24 protein-coding genes are annotated in these 25,465 nt (G+C 45.6%); 2 read left to right on the top strand and 22 right to left on the bottom strand.

What is annotated here, in order from left to right; genetic code table 11:
• Window positions 1-137 precede the first annotated feature (137 nt).
• The 9 genes from ABLT31_RS13425 to ABLT31_RS13385 form a co-directional block, all read right to left on the bottom strand.
• Window positions 138-587, bottom strand: a complete 450-nt coding sequence (locus ABLT31_RS13425; RefSeq protein ID WP_367752287.1) for a chemotaxis protein CheX — start codon at window positions 585-587, stop codon at window positions 138-140.
• Between the two features lie 58 nt (window positions 588-645).
• Entirely contained in the window at window positions 646-1,722 is a 1,077-nt protein-coding gene (locus tag ABLT31_RS13420; RefSeq protein ID WP_367752285.1) for a YheC/YheD family endospore coat-associated protein, read from the bottom strand.
• Window position 1,723: 1 nt separating this feature from the next.
• Window positions 1,724-2,809 (bottom strand): YheC/YheD family endospore coat-associated protein, encoded by a 1,086-nt coding sequence (locus ABLT31_RS13415; protein ID WP_367752283.1) that lies wholly within the window; start codon window positions 2,807-2,809, stop codon window positions 1,724-1,726.
• Between the two features lie 135 nt (window positions 2,810-2,944).
• Window positions 2,945-3,655 carry a DnaD domain protein gene (locus ABLT31_RS13410; RefSeq protein ID WP_367752281.1) on the bottom strand — a complete coding sequence of 237 codons (711 nt, stop codon included), beginning with the start codon at window positions 3,653-3,655 and terminating at the stop codon, window positions 2,945-2,947.
• 118 nt (window positions 3,656-3,773) lie between these two features.
• Window positions 3,774-5,063 carry an asparagine--tRNA ligase gene (gene asnS / locus ABLT31_RS13405; RefSeq protein ID WP_367752279.1) on the bottom strand — a complete coding sequence of 430 codons (1,290 nt, stop codon included), beginning with the start codon at window positions 5,061-5,063 and terminating at the stop codon, window positions 3,774-3,776.
• A 91-nt stretch (window positions 5,064-5,154) separates the two neighbouring features.
• The gene (locus tag ABLT31_RS13400) at window positions 5,155-5,736 is read right to left on the bottom strand and encodes an AarF/UbiB family protein (RefSeq protein WP_367752277.1); all 582 of its coding nucleotides are present in this window, start codon (window positions 5,734-5,736) and stop codon (window positions 5,155-5,157) included.
• A 153-nt stretch (window positions 5,737-5,889) separates the two neighbouring features.
• Window positions 5,890-6,030: a hypothetical protein gene (locus ABLT31_RS13395; RefSeq protein ID WP_367752275.1), complete on the bottom strand. Its 141-nt coding sequence runs from the start codon at window positions 6,028-6,030 to the stop codon at window positions 5,890-5,892.
• A gap of 27 nt (window positions 6,031-6,057) precedes the next feature.
• Window positions 6,058-7,218 (bottom strand): glycosyltransferase family 4 protein, encoded by a 1,161-nt coding sequence (locus tag ABLT31_RS13390; RefSeq protein WP_367752273.1) that lies wholly within the window; start codon window positions 7,216-7,218, stop codon window positions 6,058-6,060.
• A 10-nt stretch (window positions 7,219-7,228) separates the two neighbouring features.
• Window positions 7,229-8,302 (bottom strand): glycosyltransferase, encoded by a 1,074-nt coding sequence (locus tag ABLT31_RS13385; protein ID WP_367752271.1) that lies wholly within the window; start codon window positions 8,300-8,302, stop codon window positions 7,229-7,231.
• A 168-nt stretch (window positions 8,303-8,470) separates the two neighbouring features.
• On the opposite strand from ABLT31_RS13385, the gene ABLT31_RS13380 reads away from it, so the two are divergent.
• Both ABLT31_RS13380 and ABLT31_RS13375 read left to right on the top strand, forming a co-directional pair.
• Window positions 8,471-9,574: a glycosyltransferase gene (locus ABLT31_RS13380; protein ID WP_367752269.1), complete on the top strand. Its 1,104-nt coding sequence runs from the start codon at window positions 8,471-8,473 to the stop codon at window positions 9,572-9,574.
• Between the two features lie 13 nt (window positions 9,575-9,587).
• On the top strand, window positions 9,588-10,571 hold the full coding sequence (locus ABLT31_RS13375) for a CotS family spore coat protein (protein WP_367752267.1): 984 nt from the start codon (window positions 9,588-9,590) through the stop codon (window positions 10,569-10,571).
• A gap of 42 nt (window positions 10,572-10,613) precedes the next feature.
• Here the strand turns inward: ABLT31_RS13375 and ABLT31_RS13370 are convergent, their stop codons facing one another.
• The 13 genes from ABLT31_RS13370 to panB form a co-directional block, all read right to left on the bottom strand.
• Window positions 10,614-12,110, bottom strand: coding sequence for an AAA family ATPase (locus ABLT31_RS13370; RefSeq protein WP_367752265.1), 1,497 nt, complete (start codon window positions 12,108-12,110; stop codon window positions 10,614-10,616).
• Window positions 12,103-12,624 carry a hypothetical protein gene (locus ABLT31_RS13365; RefSeq protein WP_367752263.1) on the bottom strand — a complete coding sequence of 174 codons (522 nt, stop codon included), beginning with the start codon at window positions 12,622-12,624 and terminating at the stop codon, window positions 12,103-12,105. The genes ABLT31_RS13370 and ABLT31_RS13365 overlap by 8 nt, the downstream gene beginning before the upstream one ends.
• Before the next feature lie 165 nt (window positions 12,625-12,789).
• Window positions 12,790-13,272 carry a cell wall elongation regulator TseB-like domain-containing protein gene (locus tag ABLT31_RS13360; protein ID WP_367752261.1) on the bottom strand — a complete coding sequence of 161 codons (483 nt, stop codon included), beginning with the start codon at window positions 13,270-13,272 and terminating at the stop codon, window positions 12,790-12,792.
• Between the two features lie 484 nt (window positions 13,273-13,756).
• Window positions 13,757-15,052 (bottom strand): amidohydrolase, encoded by a 1,296-nt coding sequence (locus ABLT31_RS13355; RefSeq protein WP_367752259.1) that lies wholly within the window; start codon window positions 15,050-15,052, stop codon window positions 13,757-13,759.
• A gap of 65 nt (window positions 15,053-15,117) precedes the next feature.
• On the bottom strand, window positions 15,118-16,029 hold the full coding sequence (gene ligD / locus ABLT31_RS13350) for a non-homologous end-joining DNA ligase (RefSeq protein ID WP_367752257.1): 912 nt from the start codon (window positions 16,027-16,029) through the stop codon (window positions 15,118-15,120).
• Window positions 16,026-16,973: an ATP-dependent DNA ligase gene (locus ABLT31_RS13345; RefSeq protein WP_367752255.1), complete on the bottom strand. Its 948-nt coding sequence runs from the start codon at window positions 16,971-16,973 to the stop codon at window positions 16,026-16,028. The genes ligD and ABLT31_RS13345 overlap by 4 nt, the downstream gene beginning before the upstream one ends.
• A 7-nt stretch (window positions 16,974-16,980) precedes the next feature.
• A complete protein-coding gene (gene ku, locus ABLT31_RS13340) occupies window positions 16,981-17,826 on the bottom strand; it encodes a non-homologous end joining protein Ku (RefSeq protein WP_367752253.1) in 846 nt (281 codons plus the stop codon).
• A gap of 63 nt (window positions 17,827-17,889) precedes the next feature.
• Window positions 17,890-18,768: a ComEC/Rec2 family competence protein gene (locus ABLT31_RS13335; protein ID WP_367752251.1), complete on the bottom strand. Its 879-nt coding sequence runs from the start codon at window positions 18,766-18,768 to the stop codon at window positions 17,890-17,892.
• Between the two features lie 34 nt (window positions 18,769-18,802).
• Window positions 18,803-21,616 carry an ATP-dependent DNA helicase DinG gene (gene dinG / locus ABLT31_RS13330; RefSeq protein ID WP_367752249.1) on the bottom strand — a complete coding sequence of 938 codons (2,814 nt, stop codon included), beginning with the start codon at window positions 21,614-21,616 and terminating at the stop codon, window positions 18,803-18,805.
• Between the two features lie 75 nt (window positions 21,617-21,691).
• A complete protein-coding gene (locus tag ABLT31_RS13325; RefSeq protein WP_367752247.1) occupies window positions 21,692-23,155 on the bottom strand; it encodes a tetratricopeptide repeat protein in 1,464 nt (487 codons plus the stop codon).
• An 83-nt stretch (window positions 23,156-23,238) separates the two neighbouring features.
• A complete protein-coding gene (panD, locus tag ABLT31_RS13320) occupies window positions 23,239-23,622 on the bottom strand; it encodes an aspartate 1-decarboxylase (protein ID WP_367752245.1) in 384 nt (127 codons plus the stop codon).
• Window positions 23,573-24,484, bottom strand: coding sequence for a pantoate--beta-alanine ligase (panC, locus tag ABLT31_RS13315; RefSeq protein WP_367752243.1), 912 nt, complete (start codon window positions 24,482-24,484; stop codon window positions 23,573-23,575). Before panC ends, panD begins: the two co-directional genes overlap by 50 nt.
• Window positions 24,481-25,338 (bottom strand): 3-methyl-2-oxobutanoate hydroxymethyltransferase, encoded by an 858-nt coding sequence (panB, locus tag ABLT31_RS13310; protein WP_367752241.1) that lies wholly within the window; start codon window positions 25,336-25,338, stop codon window positions 24,481-24,483. The genes panC and panB overlap by 4 nt, the downstream gene beginning before the upstream one ends.
• Between the last annotated feature and the right edge of the window lie 127 nt (window positions 25,339-25,465).

The following is a 25,465-nucleotide window of genomic DNA, read 5'->3' as shown; positions in this document are numbered from 1 at the left end:
AAAAGCACCTTCATGGTAAAGGTGCAAGGTGTGGAGGGAAATGTTACTATATAGAATAACAGATTTAATATAAGGATGATATCTATATGTCATAAAAACTAACATGAAAAATGCACTTCATCAGACGGCCTAATCACCTAGTTTTTATCTACTAATACCAATAAATTTAATAAGCCAACCGTTTCAATTTCAAAAGGGATGCATACAGCCTGATTAAACCCATACAGCTTCGTGTCTCCAACCATAACCGTTGGTGGGGTAATATCGATAACGTAACCTTTTCCTGCCAGAAAGGTAGAGAGATTTCCGATGATCATATTGCTAAGCTCTCCAGCAAAAGATTCCAGCATCTGATTTTCCAGTTCCATGCCAAACATGGACTGGCCAAGCTTGCGCAAGGTTTCCCTTTCGCCTTCAAGCAAAAAGCGAACATGCATATCTCCTGCTAGACCTACCAATACTCCAATTTCCTTTTGCTGAAAAGGGGCCTTGAGCCAGGTCGGCGGGTTAAACGTCGTCGATAAGGGGATAATGGCCGTTATCGATTCTAGTGTTCCATCCATGATAGGTCCAATTATTTCGTCCATTTGCAGAAACTCCCTTTTGGCTATTTGCTGTAAGTATAGCTGACTGCCTATGAGAATACTATGTTTTTTGTGTTAATTTTCTTTTTACTTGTTTCAACAGATACATTCCATACCTAATCGGGTGCTCATAGGTCTTATACCATTGCGTCATAAGGTTTCCGTTCCGAAAGCTATATCGCAAATCCCTTCCATTCATTTCAATGAAGTACGGCTTGCCTTGGCTGTCAATTCCCATATCCAGACCTACATCCGCAAGATTCCTTAAAGACTTTCCAAGCTGTTTTGCCACTTTAATCGAAACCTTCTCAATTTCTCGTTTTGTTTTTTCAACATCAAGGCCGCAAGCTTTGAAAAGCTCTTCACAACGCTTCACCTTTCCGCCCCTTGCCACATTGGTTACATGACTGCCTTTGGCCGCTACTTTGCCAACCATACCTGTGACTTGCCATTCGCCATTTCCGCTTTTTTGAACTGAAACCCGGATGTCAAAGGGCTTCCCCTTATAATGGGCAAGAGGAATCGTTTCTTGAAGAAGATAGTCCTTTCCTTGAGTCTTCTGTTTTAAATAGGGGTAGATCTTAGCACTTCTTTTGGTTTTTCGATTCCCTGGTCCCTGGATCGTCCAAAGCTGCTGGTCCGTTCTTTCTAACCGAAATATCCCTCTTCCGATGCTGCTGCTCACAGGCTTTACATAGATCGAGTCAATCCGTCTCATCATCTTGTCTAGTTTTTGTTTACTGAAGGGTTCCGTGTGAGGAAGATGGGGATGGAGGCTTGATTTTTTGGCAAGGATACGGTGAATGTGGTACTTGCTGTAGCGGGTCCGCTCATTAAATAGGATTCGCTTGGTTAATGCTTGACGCTTTCTGCCCATGGCGGTATTCGCCGACATGGAACGGTTATGAATCACCGGTGGAATCAGGCGTTCAACTAAGCGGTAATTTCCACGATCCAGTATATAGCCTTTTACTCGATTTCGGTCAGGCAGAACCTGAGAAAGGGGAAAATAAACAATTTTCACATTTAGCTTTTGGGCAGCCTTATCATAGTAGGAAATTTTTTCATGACCTGTTCGTCTCCAAGGAATTCCTCTCCATGTTCCTTGGTCGAGCAGGACTCCAATCATTGGCTTCATTTCACCCTCTCCTTCTGCTGTCTAACAAATATCTCGCATAAGCGACTGGCTTTTCATAGGTCATTTTCCAGGTTTCCATCATGTCACCTTTAGCAAAACTGTAGCGCTGATCCCTTCCATTCATTTCAATAAAATAGGGATGACCTTGGCGGTCGATTCCAAAATCAAAACCAACATCAGCCAAGTGCGGAAGATTCTGGTCAAGGACCTGGACCACCTGCATTGCGGCATTTTTCACTTTTTTTTCTACTTCTTGGAATGAAAGACCTAGCGTACCCCAAGGAAATTCTTCCCATTTGTGGACTGTCCCGCCCTGTGCTACATTGCTTAAAAAATGTCCAGGTCTGGCCGCCTTTCCTACGATTCCCGTAACTCCCCATTCTCCCCTGCCATCCTTTTGCACAGAAACCCGAAGATCAAAAGGACTTCCCTGGTGCGTGGCTAAGTCAATGGTTTCTTGCAATAAATAGTCATGCTTGCCGACCAGTCGCTTTAATTTCGTGTATAATTCCCCTGTCTGCACGGAACGTTCCGCTAGGGCAGTACCTTCACGATACTTAACCTTCCATTCAAGCGGGGAAATTTGATCAATTTTTATAATTCCTTCCCCCACCGTCCCCCTGTCCGGCTTCACCATCATGGAGGCATATTCCTGCCCCATCTTCGCCAAATCGGATAAAGAAAAAGGAGCACTGGCAGGCAAATACGGTTTAACTGCATCAGACTTCCCTAAAATATCTGCAATGCGCATTTTGGAGTAACGGTTCCAAAAGTTGAATAGAACCGCACCATGATCAACAAGCTTCTTGCACCGGGTAAAATTATTGGGAGATTGGAAGATAGCCCGATTGTGAATGACAGATGGAAGGCGGAGAATCCGGGTATCCCATCGACCATTGTGCTTCACCAAAGCTTTCACCTTTTTTCTTCGAAGGGAAATATCCCGCAACCGAAAAAAACAGGGGATCAATTCATACATATTCGCTGCCTCGAGATAAAAGTCAATCCTTTCGTATCCCGTCTGTTCTTTTGCTATTCCTTCCCATATACCGTCATTTACCAAAATGCCGAGACAATCTTTTGTCATCCTCATCACCCATATAGTTTCTCACGATACGATATGAAGAGCTGAAAATTTGGTGCTTTTGGAGAAGAAAACAGGCTTGTTTTCGTTCAGAACAAAAAAACCTAGATTTTCTCTAGGTCTTGTCTAATCCAGTATCTATTTCCTTGAATCGCTCTCCAGCCAATTATAGAAGGGAAAGGGCTCTACCTTTCTCTGGGGAGCAGCCGGCTGCGGAGGTTTGCGGAATTTCAAGCTAAAGTCTCGAGCTTGGGCAGGGGTTCGAATATTGTTCCTCTGCCACTCATACAGAATCCTATCGATATACCGGAAAAACAACTTGTTCGAGATCACCGCCTCACGGAGAGCTGCAATGATCAATTCGTCTGAATATTGATCCTGATCCTGCCACATCGCAAGGGTTTCGCATTCAATCGGAGATAACGGTCTGCCAAATTCCTGTTCAAAGATCTCGAATAAATTGTCGGTTGTTTTTTTCTCCGAAGCTTCTTCCGCTTTTTCCTTTGAATATTGTTCCATTAAAAGGCCTGCTAATTTGTTGTAGAAAGGATCTAGTTGATACATCTCCGAGCGGATACCCGTTCCCTTTTCAACCACATCATCAATCGCTAAATATCCTCGCTGAACCAGCTTCTGCAGCATGGTTATAACCTGCGTCTCCGCAGCCGTCATCCTTGACGCCAGCTGGTGGATCGTTGGAAAATCGTTTCCTTCATGCTTAAATGATAATATATGAATCACCAGCATCATTTCTTGATCGCTCAGTCCAAGTTCCTTATACTTCTGGATAAGAATAGGCTGAAGGGAGAGAGCTCCCTCTTTCATTATCTTCGTTAATAACTTCTCCATGCTTATAAACACCTCACTCCTCATTATACTATTAGCTTGTCTGAAATGTTAGGAGTGGAAAAAAAAAGACTATAAACCCAAACGCGGACCGCGGGTATATAGTCTTTACATGTCTTGCCTACGGGTACAAGCGATTGAGTAATCGCGGGAACGGAATCGTCTCCCTCACATGATCCGTGCCGCAGATCCATGCTACTGTACGCTCTAAACCCAATCCAAAGCCGGAATGAGGAACAGTGCCATACCTTCGCAGGTCAAGGTACCACTTGTAGGAATTTTCATCCAGCTTATGTTCCTCATAGCGCTGCTTCATCAATTCCAAATCGTCGATCCGCTGGCTTCCCCCGATAATTTCTCCATATCCTTCAGGAGCAATCAAATCTGCGCATAACACCACTTCTGGCCGGTTAGGGTCCGGCTTCATATAAAACGCTTTGATTTCCGTCGGATAGCAAGTAATAAACACCGGCTTGTCAAATTGCTCCGCAATCGCCGTTTCATCCGGAGCTCCAAAATCCTCGCCCCACTTGATCTCATGTCCCTTCTCCTGAAGCAGCTTGATCGCATCATCATATGAGATGCGCGGGAATGGCGCTTTGATATTTTCTAGCTTGCTAAGATCGCGGTCAAGAGCCTTTAGTTCTTTTTGACAATTTTTCAGTACTGATTGCACAACATGACTTACAAAATTCTCTTGTATGCGAAGACTTTCTTCGTGATCGCAAAAAGCCATCTCAGGCTCAATCATCCAAAATTCAATCAAATGGCGACGTGTTTTCGACTTCTCCGCCCGGAAAGTGGGGCCGAAGGTAAATACGCGTCCCAAGGCGAGCGCGCCAGCCTCTGCATAAAGCTGACCGCTTTGCGAGAGATAGGCATCTTCATCGAAGTACTTCGTATGGAAAAGAGAGGTAGTCCCCTCTGCAGATGTCGGCGTCAGGATCGGTGCGTCCATTTTTATGAATCCATTCTCATGGAAAAATTCATACATGGAACGGATAATTTCTGAACGGATGGCAAGAATCGCGCGTTGTCTTGGAGAACGAATCCATAAATGGCGATGATCCATCAGGAATTCCACTCCATGCTCCTTAAGTGAGATGGGGTATTCTTCAGCAATTTGGATCACTTCAATATTCGTGACCGTTAGCTCGTATCCGCTGGGAGCCCGTTCTTCCTTCCTGACTAATCCCGTGACATACATAGAGCTTTCTTGAGTCAGCTTGGTTGCCGTTTCCCAAACCTCGGGAGACGTTTCCGCTTTGACCAGTACCCCCTGGACAAAACCTGAGCCATCCCTTAATTGCAGAAACTGGATCTTTCCGCTCGATCTCTTATTATAAAGCCAGGCACCTAATCGAATCTCTTGACCTTCAAACCGGCCTAATTGACTGATGGTTGGATTCATATGTAAATACCCCCAGTTATTAACAAACGATATGTACCATTGCCCTTAGAATTATACAATTCCAAGGGGGGAAAAGCAACCGAGCCCTGCTTTATCCTTTCCATAATTCATAGGTTTTAGGGTCTATCTTTTTTACTTTTTTCAAGAATGGCTTTAATAGCTTTTTCTTCTTCAGATCCTTAAGCAGTTTGGCGGGAACCTCGCTCTTCGCCGAGAAGGCATTCACGTGATCGACGACTTTGAGCTTCTCTTCCTTTGTCACTAATATATGGCGGAGTCTCATATCTATTCTCGAAAATCCTATCTTTTTCATGCTATCAAATATTTGCATAACTTGTTTTACGACCCGTTTCGGAACTTCCCCGAGTTCATCGAGATATTGGCCTAGGTCCGGTCCCTGAATGAGCTCCATTATAATATAATTCTTACCCGTTTCGTAAAGTTGAGGCATAAAAAAATGAGGACCTCCGGCTTCCAGGGCCTTCCGCTCTCTTTCAGCACTATTGGGTTTCGCGTAAATCTTTACACATCGGTTGGAAGATAATTCAAAAACAGCCCCCTGAGCGCCTTGTCCAATCAGTTTCAATGAGGTGGGGTTACTGATCACAAGCCGGGTTTGCCCTGGTTTTCTATCCTCTCTTACGGTAACTTTGATAGAGCGAAAGTCTTCCATATCCTCCACCTTCCTTAACATGGTATATTGGTAGTCTATGCCATGTTAGTAGAGGAAGTTTCAGATATCCGCTGTTTTATAGAAAATCCAGGCTGCCGTCTATAAGCAAAAAAGCATAAAACCGAACTCGGTCTCATGCTCTTTGCTTAGCCATTAGGTTGACGGGCGGTTAGGTCCATCCAGCTTCTTATCCCCATAGCCTGCAGCATTTTCTTTTGCCGCTTTGGGCTGTTGGTTTGCTTCATGTCTGCGCCTATCATCGTTGGCACTGTTTCTTTCTGGCGAATATTTCATCGTTTAGGCATCCTCCTTCACTTGTTTCTATCTATAGCTTTTTCCGCTCGCCCCTTTTTTATCCCTGATCAAGTCATGGTATACGTTAAGCCAATCCTCGGCTACCCGGTCAAACCTATATTTTTCCTCAGCCAGTCTGCGGTTGATTTGGCCCATGCGGCTTGACCGATGGGGGTTTGACAAAAGCTTGATCGCATATCTAGCGTATGCTTTTTTATTTTTATAATCATCTATTACATAGCCGTTTTTCCCATGCATAATAACCTCGGCATTTCCCCCGCGGTTGGTTGTGATGATTGGCAGCCCCGTCGCCATCGCCTCATAATGGACTCTGGCCAGCGGTTCCTTCCATTGTGAGGCACAAATAAACAGATCTGCTGCAGCAAAAAACTTGGGAATCTCATCCACTGGAATATAAGATGTAAACACTACTTTTTCTTTTAGCTTTTTTGCGCTTTTTTGAAGTTTTTTCCAGTATTTATCCTTTTCCTTATCTGCATACCATTTACTTCCAACCACCAGCAGGGTAGCTCGGGGAATTCTATCTTCGATCTTTTTCATAGCGTCTACTACTAGATGGCACCCTTTGTATGAGACAAGTCGTCCGACAAAAAGAATGACGGGAGCTTTTTCATCAATTCCATATCTTTTGCGGATCTGTCTTCTCCAGCGGCTTCCCTTTTCTGAATCTACGGGAGCATATTCCCGCAGTTCCACCCCTGTATAAACAGGGCTGATTTTTCCTTTGGCCTCCGGAAACTTTTTGATGGTATCCTTAGCCACGAAACGGCTTACCGTTAGGATATGATCGGCATCTCTTAGGGAGGAAGAAACTTTCTTTTCGGAATCTTCCAGCAAATTGTGCAAGGAAACAACAAAAAGGGATGATGGGGATGCCTTTCGCAATCGAGGAATCCAGTTTGGTCGATTGAAAGTCTGGATAAGATCATAGGATTGTTTTCGAAGGTGTGCGGATACATCGTTAAGGAAACTAGAGGCAGGGAATCGAACATATCGTACGCCATGTACCTTCTCTTGCTTAGGTAAAGCAGGGTCTGCAATGGAATACACTGTGACAGAATGCCTGTTGGCAAGCATCGGTGCTACTCTAGAGATCAGCAGCTGAATCGCCCCGCCTTTAATCGGTGGACAGGGACCGCGATCGGAACAGATGAGAGCAATTTTCATAACCTTCCCCCTATCGCCCCTTTATCAGTTTTCGATACAACTTTTCGAGCTTTCTGATTTGTTTGTTCGCGTTAAAGGATTCCAAAACCTTTTCCCTTCCTCGCCTTCCCATCGATCCCCATTGTTCTGGGCTTTTCAATAGTCTAATCATGGCACGGGCTAAGGCTTTCTTGCTCCTCTCGGGAACGAGATAACCTGTTCTCTTATGCTCGACAAGCTCCGGAATGCCGCCATGCCACGTGGATACCACAGGCAGTCCGCTCGCTTGCGCTTCCTTAAGGACATTTGGAATTCCTTCCTGATTTCCTTCTTTCGCCGTGATACTGGCCAATACAAAAATGTGGGCTCTCCTCATTTCTCTTCGGACTTCATCATGAGAAAGTTTCCCTAAAAACTTGACTTTATTTTCGATGCCTTTCTTCATTGCTTGTTTCTTTAATTTGATCCTTAAGGGTCCGTCCCCAATAATTCGCAGCTCAGAATTAGGCAAGTGTCGTTGAACCTCGGAAAAAGCATCGAGTAAATATTTCATTCCTTTCTTTTCCACGAGCCGTCCAACAGAAAGGATAATGATTCTCTCTCCCCGAAATAGCGTACGTCTGCTGAAGGTAAACTCACCCACGTTAATGCCGCTATATTGGATATGGATTTTTTTCTTAGGACATCCGTGGCGAACAAGGATCTTCTTCATATCATAGGAAGGAACCGTAAAAGCGTCCCCCTTTTTGAAAAGTGACTTCAGCTTTTTCCGATAGGATGCTTTTCTATTACGGTTTGTAGGTAGATCTGAGCCATGGAAGGAAGTTAAGAGGGGAATTTTCAGCCTTTCCTTCATCCCTAAGAGATCTACGCCAAGCGTGCCAAAACGGGCATGAACCAGTCGCACCTTTCTCTTGCGAAGGATTTTCTCCAGCTGTTTTCGATTTCGATATTTGTAGATTTTATTGAAAGGGAACTCTTTTGCGTTTTCTCTTCTCCGGGTACAGAGGATCGCTTTCGTTTTCCTTAGATTCGTCAGCTCATTATAGATGAAAGTCTCACTGATGGGCAGAAAGACGGAGCGAATGACGGCAACTCTTCGCAATATATCCCTCCTTCTATGCTCTTTACATCATTGTATGGATTCCCCTTGGTCCGCTCTTAGACAAAAGCATAATAAACGAAAAAGTCTAAGCCCTTTTTTCTGGAGCGCATTGAGAAAAAGCACTGTCCCACCTATTTTTTCATACGATAGGAAAAAGGTGGTGAAACCGTGATTCATTACATCGTTGGACGAAATTTAGGGCATCTGAGCCGCTGTGTAGCCAATGTAGGCAAGTTCAAGGAGCTAAGCAGGCAGACTGTCAAAGTTTTTGCCTTTAAGCACTCTCATTCCTGGCTTCGCTCCAACTTGCCCAAAGCCAGAATTCGTAATTTCAGCAAGGAAAAAATCAGGGAACACCCCGGGAATTTGCTCAACGCTGGACTCATTATGCACGACTGGAGAAAAGAAGTGGCAGAACTGAAGGATGAAAGAGGAAAAAAAGGACCCATCATTGGGGGAATTTATCATAGCGACCTCTTTACAACGCAAGGAGATACAGATTGGACGACTAAGTTTAAGAACGAGATTCATGATGTATCCGAAAAAACAACAGATGTCTTTTTCCACATGAACCTCCTCCCCCCCTCCAGAGTTCCGAAGCTAACTACGCTCTATGTTCCTATCCCGATTATCGCTCGCCCGCCTGACCAATCTCCCTCAAAGGTCCGAAAGATCCTTGGTTTGCGCCCTTCTGAACGGTTCATCCTCGTTCATATGGGGGGAGGCGTGGGTCCTTTCCGCTATAAGTATATGGACGAATGGTATGATTTGCTGATGAAGATAAAGACCCCCTACCGACTTGTGATCGCGAGCCAATTTGGCGGAGTGCGCAGGAAGTTCCCCAAATCTGTCATTCAAGCTCCTATGTTTTCGAATGGACCCAGTCTGATCAATGCAGCCGAATTAGTGATCAGCAAACCTGGCATGGGCATTATGATTGACTGTATATCTACCGGGACCCCCTTATTGGCGCTGCCTGCCGATTCAAAGGAACGTGAAGTCAAAAACATGATGCTGCAGGATTTGACGGGGAGTCCTCTTTGCATAGCAAAATCGAAGCTTTCCCCGCATGATCTATCCCGGCAAATCCGCAGCCTTTTAGACCAATCGGCTTCTATCCGAGAGATTTTTAAAATGATACCATGCAACGGCGCGGAAGTGATGGCGAAATGCATGAAAAAACTTTCCCATCACTCGGTGAAAGATTTAAAGGATGTATACCCTGAGCTTCTTCAATTATCTCCATTCCATATGCCTGCGCGCATTCGCTAAAGGAAGGGTGGATATGCTAAATAAATTAAATAAAAAAGTAACCGATCAGTACGGAATTGAGATTCAAAAAAGCTCCCTTATCAAACACGATCGGACGACTTCACTCGTTGCCAAGCTTCTCGGGGATAACGGGAAAAAGTATGCCTTAAAAACGCTGTACCTGAACAAGCGAAAGCAAGAATTCATCGTTCGGACAGAGCTTCTCTTGAGCAAGAAAGGGGTATGCTTAGCAAAGCCTGTACCAACCAAAGATGATAAGCTTTTTTTTATGCACAAAGGCCATCCCTATGTCCTATATGAGTGGGTCGAAGGCGACCGCCACCCTCTCAACAATCCTCAGGATTTAAAGAGCCTGATTAAAACCATTGCCGAAATGCACAGAGCCTCTTACAACTTGAATTTTCCTCATCACATCAAGCCTTATGCCAATACGAACTGGAAAAAGGATTACAAAAAAAGAATCGGTTATATGGACCGATTCTATAAAATGAATAAAGACGCCAGCAATCCCCGAAAGGAAGCCTACGTAAGTTCCATCCCCTTCTTCCGCAAGATGGCAAAAAAAGCGTTGAAATTTCTCGAAAAGAGCAAGTATGCCTCTCTTGCCAAAAGACCCTATAAAGAACAAAGCCTCATCCACGGAGATGCCCACCAGGGAAATGTCAGGTACGAAGAAAACGAAAAAGCAATCATTGACTTTGAGGACGTTTGCTACGACCTCCCTTCCAAAGACTTAATTCGCATTTTTTCAAAATATACCAAAAGACATCAATTTGATGCAAAAATCTTCCAAAAGATGATGGAATGGTACGAAGAGGTCAATCCCATTAGTCCTGCGACGCGAAAAGTAATCTTGATTGATTTTCTATTTCCCCATACGATTCACCGCATGCTTCGTTTAAAGAAGTATAAAATTCAAACCCTAGAGGAAGTCAAGCAAGTGGTTCGTGAAGAAAAAAAGAAAGCGGAATATATTTACAAAAAGTATCTACACTAAAAAGGCACCCCTACGGCCGAAGCCGCGGGTGCCCCCGAACTGTTAACTGACTACCTTATGCTCTTCTGCAACGAAAGTTCGGAAGAAATCACCGCTTAATACTTCTTCCTTTACCAGTATCCTTGCCCCATCTTCCATAAGCTGGCGCTTGGAAAGAAGAATTTTTCTCGTTTTCTCCAATAGGTCATCCAAAATATTAGACGTTTCTTGCTGGATATCTTCCTTGCGCAGCATTTCGAGCTTCACGATTCCAAGTTTGGATAAACCACTGTCAATCATGGAATGAACCAAGCGCAGAGCCTGATCGAAGTCTCCCTTCGATCCTGTGCTGCGGTGGCCATACTTGATTTCCTCGGCTACTGCTCCGCCTAGGCAAATCATAATTTGTTTCTCCAGATAATCTTTGGTATAAAGATATCGGTCTTCTTGCGGATTTTGCCGGACATAACCTAAAGCCTGCCCGCGCGGACTGACAGTGACTTGAGAAACGGAATACGGATTGACCTCCTCAGAAATGATAGCATGTCCGAGCTCATGAATCGCTACACGTTCCCGTTCTTGATCGTTGGTTTCGCGATCTGTTTTTTCTCCCATCATCACCTTGTCAATGGCTAGGGAGAAGTGTTTGCTTTCAATCTGGTCAGATTTTTCCCGAAATGCATAAATGGCAGCTTCGTTGGTAACACTTTCTAACTGAGCACCAGAAAAACCATAGGTTTCTTGTGCGATTCTTTCTAAATCAATATCATTGGCTAAAGGCTTGTTTTTCACATGAATATTCAAGATTTGCTTTCTCGCTTTTTTATCCGGAAGATCAACCACGATTTTGCGGTCAAAACGCCCTGGACGAAGCAAGGCATCATCTAACATATCGGCCCTGTTAGTGGCGGCCATAATGAGAATGCGCGGCTGGTCGGTCGTTGACATTCCGTCCATTTCTGTCAGCAATTGATTCAGGGTTTGGTCATATTCGCGATGCTGGCTTCCCTCGCGCTTGCCGCCAAGAACATCGATCTCGTCGATGAAGATAATCCCGCTGCCTTGATTATTCTTTTCCGCTTGCGTTTTGACTTCCTTGAAAAGATCACGGATACGCTGGGCCCCGACCCCTACATACATTTCTACGAATTGTGAGCCGCTCGCTGCCACAAATGCTGAATTTGTATAGTTTGCAGCCGCCTTGGCCATGAGCGTTTTCCCAGTCCCCGGAGGTCCTGTCAGGAGAATCCCCTTCAGTGGGCGGATGCCGTATTTTTTGGCATCATCCTTGTGGATCAAGAAGTCAAGCGCTTCCTTCAACTCGCCTTTTGCCCGTTCCTGCCCGCCGATATCCTCAAACTTCATATCGGTTTTAGGTACGCTGTTTTTAGTCTTTTTTCCTTGTCCAATCCCGATGCCCCCACCGGATTGACGAATCATGAAAAAGGCAAAAATAGTAATAAGCACCCCGCCTATAATGAGAGGGGCAATATTGACACCCATGAACGCTAAGAAAATAAATAGCGCAGGAATGATTCCAATGACAATTTCTTTACTCATGGATATTCACCTCTTCCTTTAAAGGAAGGACAGCATACAAATGGTCAGTCCCACTCTGCAAAAACACATAGACATTTTGGTCATCCATACGGGCTACTGTCTTTTCTAACTGCCTCTTCTTCCCCATTTCCTCAATCATTTCCGGGATGCGGGAGTACTCCTGCTTTTGAATGGCTTCCGCCAAGCCAAAGTATTCCTCCTCCCATAGGTCTTTCATGTTTTCTCCATGCTTGGAAAGATGGATAAATACATCTTTATTTGGAGCTTTGGATGCTACAAACTCTTGGATCTCCTTATAGTCATCAACAAAGTCATCTGGTTGGCTAAAGTCTAAATAAAGGTTAACCTGGTTATTATCAATTCGCATATCATGTAAAGTGATATGCTGCTTCTGTTTAATAAAAGCTTCTATAGGCTGTTGTACATAGAACTGTTGGTATGCAAACCAACCACCGAACAATAGGAACAAAGTAAAAATCAAAGACAACATTACGGGCATTGCACGTACGTTCATGCTTGCGCCCCCTTTCTATGCACCTAATAATTCCGTTGGAGTAAGAGCTACATTTAACAGTATATCATATGATCTATCATTTAGGGTGCAAGAATGTTTTTCCTGAAAGAAAAAAAAGAGTTCCTATCTAAGGTCAGCTTGGCCAGACCTCCAAGAACTCTCTCTTTAACTGCTTGCTTTTTGCAGTCGATAGGAACGTATAAATTGTCCGCTTTTCATATCGTAATAGTAATAATTAAATTTATTGTCTTCATCTCTAAGGACAGCTTCCCAAAGCGGTCTGCGGTCCTCCATCCCCGGTTGAAGACGGATCCATTCCTTAACCTTCACCTGCTTGGATACTTTCTCTTGAATGTTCTCCGCCGTCATAAGATCTTTATCATATTCCGCCCCTTCGAACAACCCATCCCGAAACCATGCTGTTATGGGCTGATCTGCAGCGTTTCTTCCTTGCACGACGATATAGCTCGCCTTTCCATGGTACTGCGAAACTTTCTCCACCTGTTCGATTTCCGTGTAGGATTTCGCCAATACCGTTCCCTCTTCCTCCCACTTGCTTTTATCTCCCAATACACTGTAAAGGAGATGACCTGACTGCCATACTGCAAGCAGCAGCAGGAAAGACAAAACGATCAGCCAATTTCTCACTCAACCCTTCTCCTTTATTTAGCTTTGCCTCTATTATACCACAGCATTTTCATGCCATAACGCGCAAAAGGTTAAGAAAGTAAATCAAATGTGCAAATACTGTTATTCATGCTTGCCAAGGCAACGGACATAATATAGTTACCGCGCAAGAGGGAGGTGAATGCGTGGCCCTCAATGGAACTACCCTAAAATATATAAATGACATGCCTCCGGAAATTGTAGAACGATTAATGAACGATCACCACATGTCTTGGGTTGCTTTATCATCACCATTTCGTTTTCAGGAAGACGCAGCACCTTCATACAGACAGCCTGACTTCTCATCTTGGATCCAAATGGATTAGTGCGTTGCCTCCCGGAACCATCCTGCCGGACAGGCAGCAGACAGCCAAGCTTCCATCATTAGTGTGACTAAAAATACCCTACCTATACCTATGAATGTAAAAAGTCCCGCAAAGGGACTTTTTACCGTGAAAAATGTTTTTTATCTTTCTAGCAATTGGAACATGCGGTTTGCCTCGTAGATGATTTTCTCTTCATCAATCGTCAGCATTTCCCCCTTGGCTACCAGTTGAACCCCATCAACATAGACGTCTTGAACGTCATATCCGGAGGTCGCATAGACCATATGGGAAACTGGCTCATGAAACGGGTGGAAATGAGCGCGATTCGTCCGTACAAGGATAAAATCCGCTTTTTTTCCGACTTCCAGGGACCCCGTCTGATCTCCGATGAACATGGCGTCTGCCCCGTAGCGTGTTCCCATTCTGATTGCTTCCTCAGCCGGTACCGCTATCGGATCATAGTTAACTCCCTTGTGCAGGAGGGCTGCCATCTTTATTTCCTCGAACAAATTCAAATTGTTGTTGCTTGCCGAGCTATCCGTACCCAATGATACGGTAACCCCTTTCTTCAGTAGCTCCGGGACGCGTGCTACACCGCTAGCCAGCTTTAAATTACTGATCAGGTTGTGTGAGACCTTCACCTTTTTTCGAGCTAATAAGTCTATTTCCTCATCCGTTAAATGAACGGCATGGGCTACTAATGTTGGTCGGTCAAACACCCCCAACTGGTCGAGATGGGCCGGCGGCCGCTGTCCATAATCTTTCACATTCTGCTCCACTTCACGCATGGACTCAGACATGTGAATGTGGATAGGCAGGTCCAGCTCATGGGCTCTCGATACGATCTGCCTGATGTAGTCTGGCGGGCAGGTATAGGGAGCATGAGGCGACATCATAGTGGTAATTCTCCCACCCGCTTGTCTATGCCAATTGCGCGCAAAGCTTGTAGCTTCCTCGAGTTTGGCCTTTTGCACTTCCTCTGGGCAGAGTCCAATAATCCCCCTGGCCAGGCCTGCACGCATTCCGCTTTGTTCTACGGCTTCCGCCACTTGATCCATATGGTCATACATATCCATAAAAGTTGTCGTGCCCGTCCGCATCATCTCCACAATCGAAAGCAAGGTGCCCCACTTGACGTGTTCAGAGGTAAATTGACCTTCCAAAGGCCACATTTTCGTTTCTAGCCACTCCTGCAAAGGCAGATCATCCGCATAGCCTCTTAACAAAGACATAGCTGCATGGCCATGCGTGTTAACGAGTCCCGGCATGACGATGCAGCCTCTAGCATCGATAACTTCATCAAAACCGGAAAGGTCTTCCGGTACCTTCCCTACATAGGAGATGTTCCCGTTCTCGAAAACAAGGGCTCCCTTTTCGATAACTTCGTTTTGTTCATTTACCGTAACTATGGTACCATTGACCACTATTTTTTTCATCCATTTCCACTCCATTCCTTAGGCACACTCATATCGTTCATTTAAGCAAAGTTGTTTTCCAAAAGTCAAGTTACTTTTTGCTTAAGGAACTGAAGCAGTTGGTCCAAGGATTGATTTTTCTTTTCCGTTGTAACCGTAGAAAACAAGTCCCCTACAACACTCATTCGTTCTTTCATCGTTCGGATCGTAAAATCGGTGGGATGAAATCCCCGGCGGACCTCTTCCCAACTAACCGGCGCTGACACGGAAGCGGCCTCTCTGGCACGAGGAGAATAGGCCGCGGGTAAGGTTCTTCCTTCACCATGCTGGATGAAATCGAAATAAAGCTTGCTTCCCCGATTCTTCACTAATCGTTCAATCGTTACTTTTTTGGGGTACCGTTCGGCAATATAATGGGCAATAAACTTATTGAGCATATGGGTTTCATCATAGGTGTATCTCACTTCGATGGGAATATAAATTTGCAGCCCTGACGCCCCTGAGGTTTTGGGCTGGCTAAATAAACCTAAAGATTGGAGTACCTCTTCGATAAGAAGAGCAATTTCCAAAACATGCGAATAATCATCCAGGTCCATAGGATCCAAGTCAAACACCAGCTCGGTAGGATAGCGCTCTTGCTGATACCAATTAAAGCTCACATGAAGTTCCAAGCAAGCCTGATTGCCTAACCATACAAGAGTAGGCAGATCATTCGCTACAATATATTGCGTATCTCGCCATACATGGCTTTGAATCCATTCCGGAGCATGCTCCGGAATGTTTTTCTGGTAAAACGACTTTCCATGAATGCCGTCCGGGAACCTGATCGTTGTAAGCAACCGATTGCGTAAATAAGGCAAAAGAGCAGGCGCTATCTCCACCAGATAGCGAATATAATCCAATTTGGTCACTTCTGCTTCAGGCCAGAGTTTTTTTTGTGGATTGGTTATTCTCACCTTTCGGTCTTCCACTTCTACTTCAAATTCCTCTTGCCTCATGACAGATCCAACCTCGCTTCTTCCGGAGGAATGTCTACAAACCCTTGAATGTTAGGCTGCCTTAGACTGTATCCTTCGGTCCATTCCATGAACTTGATTTTGACTGTGATTTTAGGCTGAAGCCAAATGGCGTCCTTCATTCTTTCAGGCCGATTGGCAAAAGGACGCTCCTCCTGGATCAAGGGCTGGACAAGCGAAGTGAGCTCCCGCCATTCCTCTTTAGTCAGCTTGCCCGTGCCAGCGTGCCCAATGTACCATAGCTTCCCAGCAGAATCATAAGCGCCCAGCATTAACGCATTTACAATGCCCTGCCTTAATGTGATACCTCCAACCACCGCAATAAGATCCCGGAAATTCTTTTTCTTTTGCCAGCGCTTGTCCTTGCCGTCAAAAGTATAGGAGCTGAGCAGATCCTTCACAATAATTCCTTCCATGCCCTGCTGCCGGATCACCTCAAAAAGCGTATCCGCATCCCGATGAACGGTGACTAATTGGGCGTATTCCTGGGGTCGGATGATATTCCCGAGGATCTCTATTCGATCTTCTAAGGAACGATGATGGATCCATTGGCCATTGTAATAAAGAACATCAAAAATCATATACGTAATCGCTACATTCTTTTGAACTTCTTTTACCCGCTCCATACGGCGAAGCCCATCCCGCCGCATCACCTCATGAAACGACGGTTTCCCATTTTCCCCCAAAGCTATGATTTCTCCATCGAGGATAACCGAAGTAGCAGAGCAATAGGATTCGATTTTGGTTAATTCCGGGTAATGATTTGTTCGCTCGTTAATTCTGCGGTTGAAGAGTTTGATCTCCTCGCCATCAAAATAGGTAAGGACTCTAACTCCATCCCATTTTATTTGGGCAACCCATTCTTCACCTTCCGGCATGGTTTCTGTCGCAATGGGCTCAAAGGGAATGATCGGTGCTAATCGCATGACCGTTCTACACCGTAACCTTTTTGCGACGTTTTTTGGCGGGCTCCTTTGCTTCCTCTTCCTCGGCTTTCGGGTTTCTTTCGTGCTTAGTCGCTTCGAGGCTGGCCTGCAGAGCTGCCATCAAGTCGACTACCTTGCCAAGGCGCGGAGCCTCAGGCGCTTCCTGAATTTCTTCTCCCTCAATTTTGGCATGGATTAGCTCCGTGAGCTTTGCCCGATAGTCATCCGTATATTTTTCCGGATTAAAGTCTGTCGCCAAATTCTCTATCAGCTGCACAGCCATATTCATCTCTGACTCATTCAATTCCACCTGACCCGGTAAACCCGGGACATGATCAACCGCTCTCACTTCATCCGGATAGAAGATGGTCTCCATTACGATGCAATTTTTATAGAGGCGGACCGCTGCCAGGCTTTCTTTTGCCCTGATCGTAATTTTCGCGATCGCTATTTTTCCCGTTCGATTCATCGCTTCGCGAAGGAGCGTATAAGCCTTATCACCCGTCTCATTCGGAGAGAGGAAATAGGTTTTGTCAAAATAAATGGGGTCGATTTGTTCCAAACTGACAAAATCCAGAATTTCGATAGTCTTTCGAGTCTCTGGCATAATAGACTCGAGATCGTCTTCCTGAATGATCACGAAGCGTCCTTTTTCATACTCGTACCCTTTCACGATTTCCGCCAATTCCACTTCTCGATTGCAGGAAGGGCACATTTTTACATACTTAACCGGAGTTCCGCACTCTTTATGCAAATGTCGGAAACGAATATCCTTATCTTCGGTGGCAGAGAACATTTTTACGGGGATATTGACTAAACCAAAGCTAATCGAGCCTTTCCACATTGTATGCATGGATTTACACACTCCTTTGGTATTAGAGTGCCATCTTTACGCGGGAATTATAGACAAAAAGGGTTAATTCGCATCGAAATAACCCTTGGACTTTTCGCGTTTGATCCGATAATCTTCCCCATCGGAAAAGATGCTAATGGTACCATGATTTTTGGTCTGATAGATATCAATCCAGGTTTCATGCAATCGCTCCACCACTTCATCGACCCCTTCGGCTACTGTTTGGTTTTTGAAAATGATGGCCGCATGAGCATCTACCTTTTCTAAAAAAGCTGGGCTGGAGGCTTGATTGCTTCCACTGTCACTGACCTTCAGAATTTGCGACTTGACATTATATTTTTCCAGCAGCTCATTCTCTGCCGCCTCATTGATGTCACTGGTGAATAAAAATTTCACGTCTCCATGAATAAGCTGAAAAACCAGGGAATTGGCCTGGGGGGAAAGAGACAAGGGCTCTGCAGGGTGAAGTATCCTCATCTTGAACTGCGGCCACTCCAGAGTCTGACCTTCCTCAATCGTCTCGAGCTTTCGAACGGGACTGTGAATTTCGCGTAAAATAGTTTCCTTAATCAGTTTAGGAACAAGGACTTGATCTACCGGAAACCGTTCAAGAATTTCATCCGCCCCTCCAACATGGTGATCCATATCCCCCGTTAACACGAGAGCATCAATCTTAAGGATGTGATTTTGCTCCAGCAATTCAGCCAGCTCTGATCCGCTCTTCGCTGATCCTGCATCCACGAGCATCGTAAAACCGTCAGTTCCTTGGATTAAGGTGGACTCGCCTTGAGAAATGGCAAGAAAATGGACAGCAATTTCCTGAGCATCCTGTCCGTCTGGAAGAGCGGGATAGGGAGACTGTTCCATCGCCCACCCCTGACTTCCAGCCATCAGTAAAAAGAACCAAACAACTGCAATAGACTTTTTAAACAAACTAAACAAACTGGCATCACCCAGATCCTTTTGTCTTTCGATTTTATCCTAACCACTCATCGATCATAGGCAATAAATCGTCTAATGGACGAAAATGAAGGGGCGTGTCGGGCAGCGACTTGACAAAGTACTGACCATAGCGGGATTCTACGATTCGCTTGTCAAAAACAATGACTACACCCTTGTCTTTTTGGGTCCTGACCAAACGGCCAAATCCTTGCTTGAAACGAATAACGGCTTGTGGTACGGACAGATCCATGAATGGATTGCCTCGCTTGCTTTTAATATGCTCGCTTCTCGCCTCGACCACGGGATGGTTTGGAGGCCAGAAGGGAAGCCGGACTATCGCCAAGCACGACAAAGCCTCACCTGGTATGTCTACTCCCTCCCAGAAACTGCTCGTTCCGAGCAACAGACAGCGAGGGGTTTGCTTGAAGAGACGTGTTAGCTTACTTCTGCTGCTGGAATCCATGCCATGTCCCAATACCGTTAATCCTTCTCCCGATAGCATTTCCTTGAGAGGTTCATACACTTGTCGGAGCATTTGATAGGATGTAAATAGGACAAGCATTCTTCCTTCGGTCACCCGGGCCAGCTTAGCCAGGGATTCCGTCAGGTGTTGGACAAAATCCGTATCATTTCCGGACCGTAGGGCAGGGGCATCGGAAGGAACACAAAGCAAGGTTTGGCTCCGATAATCAAAGGGAGATGCATGTTCAATGGTTGATACATTGGAGGCATCCAATCCCATTCGCTGTAAAGAATAAGCAAAGGATTGATTCACGCTTAGCGTCGCCGATGTCAGCACTACGCTTTCTTTTTTTGAAAAAAACTGTTCGTTAAGAAGAGGAGCTACATCAATGGGAACCTGATACAAAAACACCGTTCTTCGATTCGTCCGAGTATCCAATTCCATCCAGTGAATTTGTCCCTCTTGAGGCTCTAGCATTAATTCCAGAATCAACTGCCTAAAATGAACTCCCCTTTTGATGGCACCATGCAAATCGGTTAACAGCCCGCGAATGCGAGAGGATATTTCCTTGTCAGCATGCAGCTCCGTATACAGGCTTTCAAGATTTTGCTCGAAGGAGCGAAACCATTCGGATACATAAGTGGCTGCTTGCCACGCTCCCTTCGCCGATTTTTCCGTCCAATCTGCACTTGAGTACCGCTTCACTAGTCTGCCCGCCTCGGTCCCTTCCTTTGCTGTTCGCACTCCCCAATTATAAAGGCGTACATACCAATCCCGCACGAATTCCCTTCCCTCGACTAACTGGTTCATGCAGGCCTGAAGACGGTCCCGGACTGAGCTGGAGAGATCCGAAAACTGAGTCAGTTCCTTGTCCAGCTTCTCCAGCATCCCCATTCCGCGATCTGAGCTTAGTTCAGAAAGCAGGTTCTCTATTTGCAAGGAACTTAAAGACAATCCCAGGTGATGACTGGCCACATCCTCAAAGTGATGAGCCTCATCGATGACCGCATAATCATAGCTGGGAAGAAGTCTTTGTTCTGCTTTCATATCGGTAAATAGCAGCGAATGGTTCGTGATAATGAGATCCGCCTCTTGGGCTTGTCGCCGTGCGGCAAAATAGTAGCAGCGAGAAAACCATGGACACTGATTGTTCAAGCAAGAGTGCGTGTCGCTTTGCACTTGCCGCCAGTAGATTTGTCCTCCTGAAGGCAAATTGAGTTCTTCTACATCGCCTGATTCCGTTTCCGTCAGCCAGATCAGAATCTGTCCCTTGGAAAGCTGGATATCGAAATTGTCCGTGGCTTCCATCAGGCTTTGTTCATATTTTCGCAGGCAAAGATAATTATTGCGTCCCTTAAATACCGCAGCATTCACTTCAGATTCAAACAATCGGTTGAGCAAAGGAAGATCTCGGCTGAACAATTGCTCCTGCAGCTGAATCGTATGAGTGCTGATGACCACCTTTTCGCCTTCCTGCTTCGCCCAGTATAAAGCCGGAATCAGGTAAGCCAAGGATTTCCCCGTACCCGTTCCCGCTTCAATTAAGGCATGTCTGGAGCGGGAGAAGGCGTCATAGACTTGCTTCATCATTTCCTGCTGTGCGGGGCGCCATTCAAACTCCTCCATCTCTTGTTGGAGCTTATCCTGGATCCTTTTCAAGAATTCTTCATATGTACTTTCTTCATCGCCATTGTCCGGCTCTGTTGCAGGGCGCGTACGCAAGGCGAATTGCCTGTACATCTCCAGATCTTCCCGATCGTCTTCCACCTTTCCCTTCATGAGGCGCTGATGCTCGATATGGCGAATCAGCTCGGCGACATCCGAAGAAAACCCCTTCGTTAAGTCAGCCAGACGCTGTATCGCTAAATAGGGCAAGCTATCTAGCTTATCCAGGAGGGATAGAAAAATATGAGCTGTAGCCATTGCATCGGAATCGGCTTGATGAGGCGTCTCGTGCTCGATGTCCAGCTCCATGGAAAGATCAGAAAGCTTGTACCCGGACTGGTTAGGCAAAAGCAGCCTGGATAATTCGACGGTATCTAATATAGGTCCCGAAAAGGGGTTATATCCGTTCTCCGTTAAAGCATGCTGTAAGAAGCCTAAATCAAAAAATACATTATGAGCAACAAAGACAGAGCCATCCAATATCTTTAAAAGTTCGGGAAGAATGTCTTCAATGACTGGAGCATCCGCTACCATATCATCATTTATCTGCGTCAGCTGTTGTATAAATATCGGAATGGGTGTCTTTGGATTAACTAATGTGGAAAATTGGGAGACAATCTCCCCGTCTTCAATCAGGACGGCGCCGATCTGGATAATGCGGTCCCCGTCCTTTGGCTTATTGCCGGTAGTTTCAAAATCAACCACTAAAAACTTATTCAATCGGTTCACCTCAGGTCATTTGGCGTATTTTCATACACCGCTGCTAACTTTCATCTTACCACAACCTGCACCGATTCACAGCGTATACTCCCAAATCCGCATGGCTTCTTCCTTTTTTCCTAGCGCATAGTTCGTTAATCCTAGCCAGAGGTAACTGTCCTTCAAATCCGGACTTTCTTGGATGGATTGCTCAAAATGTTTTTGCGCGACGATATAATCGCCTTTGGCCAATCCCACTCTTCCCAGTTGCAAATAGCCCAACCCCCTTGTCGGAGCATGGGAATCAGAGGATAGCTGCAAGCCATACTTTTCTGCCTCGTGCCATTCCTGCAAGCCAATATAGACGTGAACCAGACCAGCTGCAGCCAAAGGGTACTGCCCTTCCTGCTGGAGAATTTGCTTAAAGATGTGCTCCGCCTCTTTGTATTCTTGGATCTGGCACAAAATCCAACCGTAAGAAAACTGATAATCAGGATTCTTTGGAGAAAGGGAAATTGCCTTTTTGATGTAGCTCATGCTTACCGGGATTCCTTCCGCATGCCATAAATTCCAACCCATCCCATGCCAGGCTCCTGCATTTTCGGGCTCTCGGTTCAGGATAAGCTGGTAACAAACCACAGCATTGCCGAATTGACGCAGATTTTCGAAGGCAAGACCAATCTGCCATAGAAGATCCGGATCCTCTGACGCTTGAATGATTTGCGTCAATGTCTGTTCAGCTTCTTTGTCATCACCCAATTCTTGATAGCATGTAGCCAGCTGCAGGTGAACTTCCCAATCGTCCTTGCACTCTTTGGCTAGCATTTCCCAGGTTGGTCTTGCTTCCTCGTACTGCCTCAGCTTCATCTGCACTAAAGCTTTATTAAAATAAGGATCCCTTAGCTTAGGATAGGCCCCGATTGCCCCTTCGAAATGAAAAAGCGCCTGATCCCACTTTTCTGCCCCTGCCAGCAGGGAACCTTGCGCATTGAGTGCGGTTGCTTTTAACAAGCGATTTTCAGTCGTTTTTCCGATAAAGTGAAACTGATGCTCCGCTTGGTCCCACTGCCCATCCATCATGAGACTGAAGCCAAGAAATAAGCGGGCAATATCCAGTTCCGGCTCTTCCTCCAAAACCTCCTGGAAATGCTTTACAGCATGCCCATACATTAGGAGGCTATAATAGCCTTGCCCCTTTCGGAAGCAATGGGCCGCTTGACCTGATAAAAAACTGACCATCTCTGGTTTTTTGGATGGTTTGTCTTCTAGCTTCATCAATTCCTTGAATATTTTCTCGGCTACTTCATCTGGCATCTCTGCTAGCTCTGCGTCCATGTTACCTGTAGTATAGGGAAGATGCCCTTGTAATTTGTTCTGCAGTTTGGTCATGCGCTCTTCAAAAAGGAGCCACTGATCTAAAATATCATCGCTCACTTTTCGCAGCTCCATGACCTCGGAGAGAAGCTTTTCCTTTGAGGTTGGGGAACTCACTGCTGACCAATTATTTTCTATTCCCTCCAACCGTTCCATCAATGAGCAAAAGAGGTGTTTTACCAGCATATTGGAACCACCTTTTTCATATTTCCCCTTATTTTTTCCGGAAACAACAGAAAAATGCGGCCTGTTTCCAGACCGCATGTACTTTAGTAAATGGTTGCGTGAATTTCTTCACCCAACATCTCAATTATTTTGTTGTTTTCATCCATAACTGCCACTTTAGGTTGGTGCCGTTTCGCTTCTTCATTCGTAAGTTGGCAATAGGAAATGATAATTACCTTATCTCCAGGCTGGACAAGCCTAGCTGCTGCTCCATTCAAACAGATGACGCCGCTTCCGCGCGGCCCGGGAATGACATAGGTTTCTAATCGCGCTCCGTTGTTATTGTTGACAATTTGGACCTTTTCATTGGGCAGGATATCCACCGCTTCAATCAAATCGGTATCAATGGTAATACTCCCCACGTAGTTCAAATTTGCTTCAGTAACTGTAGCTCGGTGTATTTTGGCATTCATCATCGTTCGCAGCATGCTGTTCTCTCCCTTTACCTTCCATAATAAGTAAATTATCTATTAGTCTTGTCTTTCCAAATCTTACTGCAAGGGCAATAAGAAAGGCCGAATCATCAAATGTCTCTATAGCTTCCAATGCCGGATAGGACAATATTTCAACGTAATCGATATCCGCCAGCGGTTGGCTGCTAATTCGATTCAGAATCGTTTGCTTGACCTCTTGCGGGGAATTTCCCTTCCCATAGGCCGTTCTCGCCTCTAGTAAGGACTGGCTCAGAACAAGGGCTTGTTTTCTTTCCTCATCATTAAGATACACGTTTCGAGAACTCATAGCCAATCCATCTTTTTCCCGAACGATAGGGCAGGGCACCACATGAACAGGGAGGTTCAGGTCCTGAACCATTTGCTGGATGACAGCTACCTGTTGCGCGTCTTTTTGCCCGAAGAAAGCATAATTCGGCTGCACAATATTGAACAGCTTGCAGACAACCGTGGCAACCCCGTCAAAATGCCCAGGTCGCGAAGCGCCGCATAACCGCTCGGTGACTCCCGAAACTTGGATGACGGTTTTGGTAGCTTGCGGATACATCTCCGCTACGCTAGGGACAAAGAGAAGATCAACTCCTCTTTGTTCCGCCATCGCCTGATCCCGTTCCAGATCTCGGGGATACCGCTCTAAGTCCTCGTTCGGCCCAAACTGCAAGGGATTCACAAAAATACTCATCACTGTTAGGTCGGTGTGCCGTTTTGCCTCGTCCACTAAGCTCATGTGCCCTTCATGAAGAAAGCCCATGGTAGGTACGAAACCAATCGTCTTGCCTTGCGCTCGCTGTTCTGCCGTCCATAACCGCAAGGCTTCTATTGTTTCTGCAATTTTCATACCGTGACCTTCTCCCCATAGAGCTGCCGGATCGTTTCTTCCTTCATGGAAAAGTTATGCTCCATTGCCGGAAAAGCCCTTTGCTTCACTTCCTTGGCATACTCCGCTATGGCAGCAGAAATCTGCTCTCCCACCTGGGCATAAACTTTTACAAATTTAGGCTTGATGGAGCTCGCATATTGAATCATATCATGCAGAACTAGCACTTGACCGTCACAACCCGCTCCTGCCCCAATGCCAATCGTTGGGATATCCAGCCGATCTGAAATATAGGAACCTAATTGATGAGGCACGCACTCCAGAACAATAGCAAAAACACCGGCTTCCTGAAGGGCTAAGGCATCCTCCATCATTTTTTCAGCATCCTCTACGGATCTTCCCTGTACCTTATACCCGCCAAGCTGATGAACCGATTGCGGGGTCAGTCCGATATGGGCTACAACTGGAATGCCTGCGGCAACAAGCTTTTCAATGACCGGACATAGCTCTTTTCCGCCTTCTAGCTTAACGGCTTTAGCTAATCCTTCTTGCATCAGCCTCGCTGCATTCCTTAACGTTTCATCCGGACTCAGGTGATAGGTCATGAAAGGCATATCTGCCACGACAAAAGCTTTTTTTGCCGCGCGAGTAACCGCTTTTGTGTGGTGGATCATATCGTCCAGCGTGACAGGGACGGTGGAATCATATCCTAGAACGACCATGCCTAAGGAATCCCCCACGAGAATCATTTCCGCTCCGGCTTCTTCGGCAAGCTTTGCTGAAGGGTAATCATATGCCGTCACCATTACAATCGGTTCTTTTTCTTTCTTCATTTCTCGAAACGCGGATGTCGAGTAGACTCGATCTGTTGCCATTTGCTCCCCCATTCTTCTGAGCGCAAACCAAATATAAAAACCCCAAAGGCATGAGAGCCCGTGGGGTGGACATGACAATACAGAGGCATGCCGTGCTATGCACGGATTCTTCTGTCTCGGTCCATTA

The organism is Ammoniphilus soli, from assembly GCF_040813775.1.
The sequence above is the reverse complement of the archived record's forward strand: the minus strand, read 5'-3'. Positions and strand labels throughout refer to the sequence as shown.

Coding starts and splice junctions, on each gene's coding strand:
- ABLT31_RS13410 (WP_367752281.1), bottom strand. CDS start 3,655: ATGGAGAAGTTATTAACGAAGATAATGAAAGAGGGAGCTCTCTCCCTT.
- ABLT31_RS13390 (WP_367752273.1), bottom strand. CDS start 7,218: ATGAAAATTGCTCTCATCTGTTCCGATCGCGGTCCCTGTCCACCGATT.
- asnS (WP_367752279.1), bottom strand. CDS start 5,063: ATGAATCCAACCATCAGTCAATTAGGCCGGTTTGAAGGTCAAGAGATT.
- ABLT31_RS13325 (WP_367752247.1), bottom strand. CDS start 23,155: ATGCTGGTAAAACACCTCTTTTGCTCATTGATGGAACGGTTGGAGGGA.
- ABLT31_RS13400 (WP_367752277.1), bottom strand. CDS start 5,736: ATGGAAGACTTTCGCTCTATCAAAGTTACCGTAAGAGAGGATAGAAAA.
- ABLT31_RS13415 (WP_367752283.1), bottom strand. CDS start 2,809: ATGACAAAAGATTGTCTCGGCATTTTGGTAAATGACGGTATATGGGAA.
- ABLT31_RS13420 (WP_367752285.1), bottom strand. CDS start 1,722: ATGAAGCCAATGATTGGAGTCCTGCTCGACCAAGGAACATGGAGAGGA.
- ligD (WP_367752257.1), bottom strand. CDS start 16,029: ATGAGGCAAGAGGAATTTGAAGTAGAAGTGGAAGACCGAAAGGTGAGA.
- ABLT31_RS13375 (WP_367752267.1), top strand. CDS start 9,588: ATGCTAAATAAATTAAATAAAAAAGTAACCGATCAGTACGGAATTGAG.
- ABLT31_RS13370 (WP_367752265.1), bottom strand. CDS start 12,110: ATGAGTAAAGAAATTGTCATTGGAATCATTCCTGCGCTATTTATTTTC.
- panD (WP_367752245.1), bottom strand. CDS start 23,622: ATGCTGCGAACGATGATGAATGCCAAAATACACCGAGCTACAGTTACT.
- panC (WP_367752243.1), bottom strand. CDS start 24,484: ATGAAAATTGCAGAAACAATAGAAGCCTTGCGGTTATGGACGGCAGAA.
- ku (WP_367752253.1), bottom strand. CDS start 17,826: ATGCATACAATGTGGAAAGGCTCGATTAGCTTTGGTTTAGTCAATATC.
- panB (WP_367752241.1), bottom strand. CDS start 25,338: ATGGCAACAGATCGAGTCTACTCGACATCCGCGTTTCGAGAAATGAAG.
- ABLT31_RS13345 (WP_367752255.1), bottom strand. CDS start 16,973: ATGCGATTAGCACCGATCATTCCCTTTGAGCCCATTGCGACAGAAACC.
- ABLT31_RS13365 (WP_367752263.1), bottom strand. CDS start 12,624: ATGAACGTACGTGCAATGCCCGTAATGTTGTCTTTGATTTTTACTTTG.
- ABLT31_RS13355 (WP_367752259.1), bottom strand. CDS start 15,052: ATGAAAAAAATAGTGGTCAATGGTACCATAGTTACGGTAAATGAACAA.
- ABLT31_RS13395 (WP_367752275.1), bottom strand. CDS start 6,030: ATGAAATATTCGCCAGAAAGAAACAGTGCCAACGATGATAGGCGCAGA.
- ABLT31_RS13425 (WP_367752287.1), bottom strand. CDS start 587: ATGGACGAAATAATTGGACCTATCATGGATGGAACACTAGAATCGATA.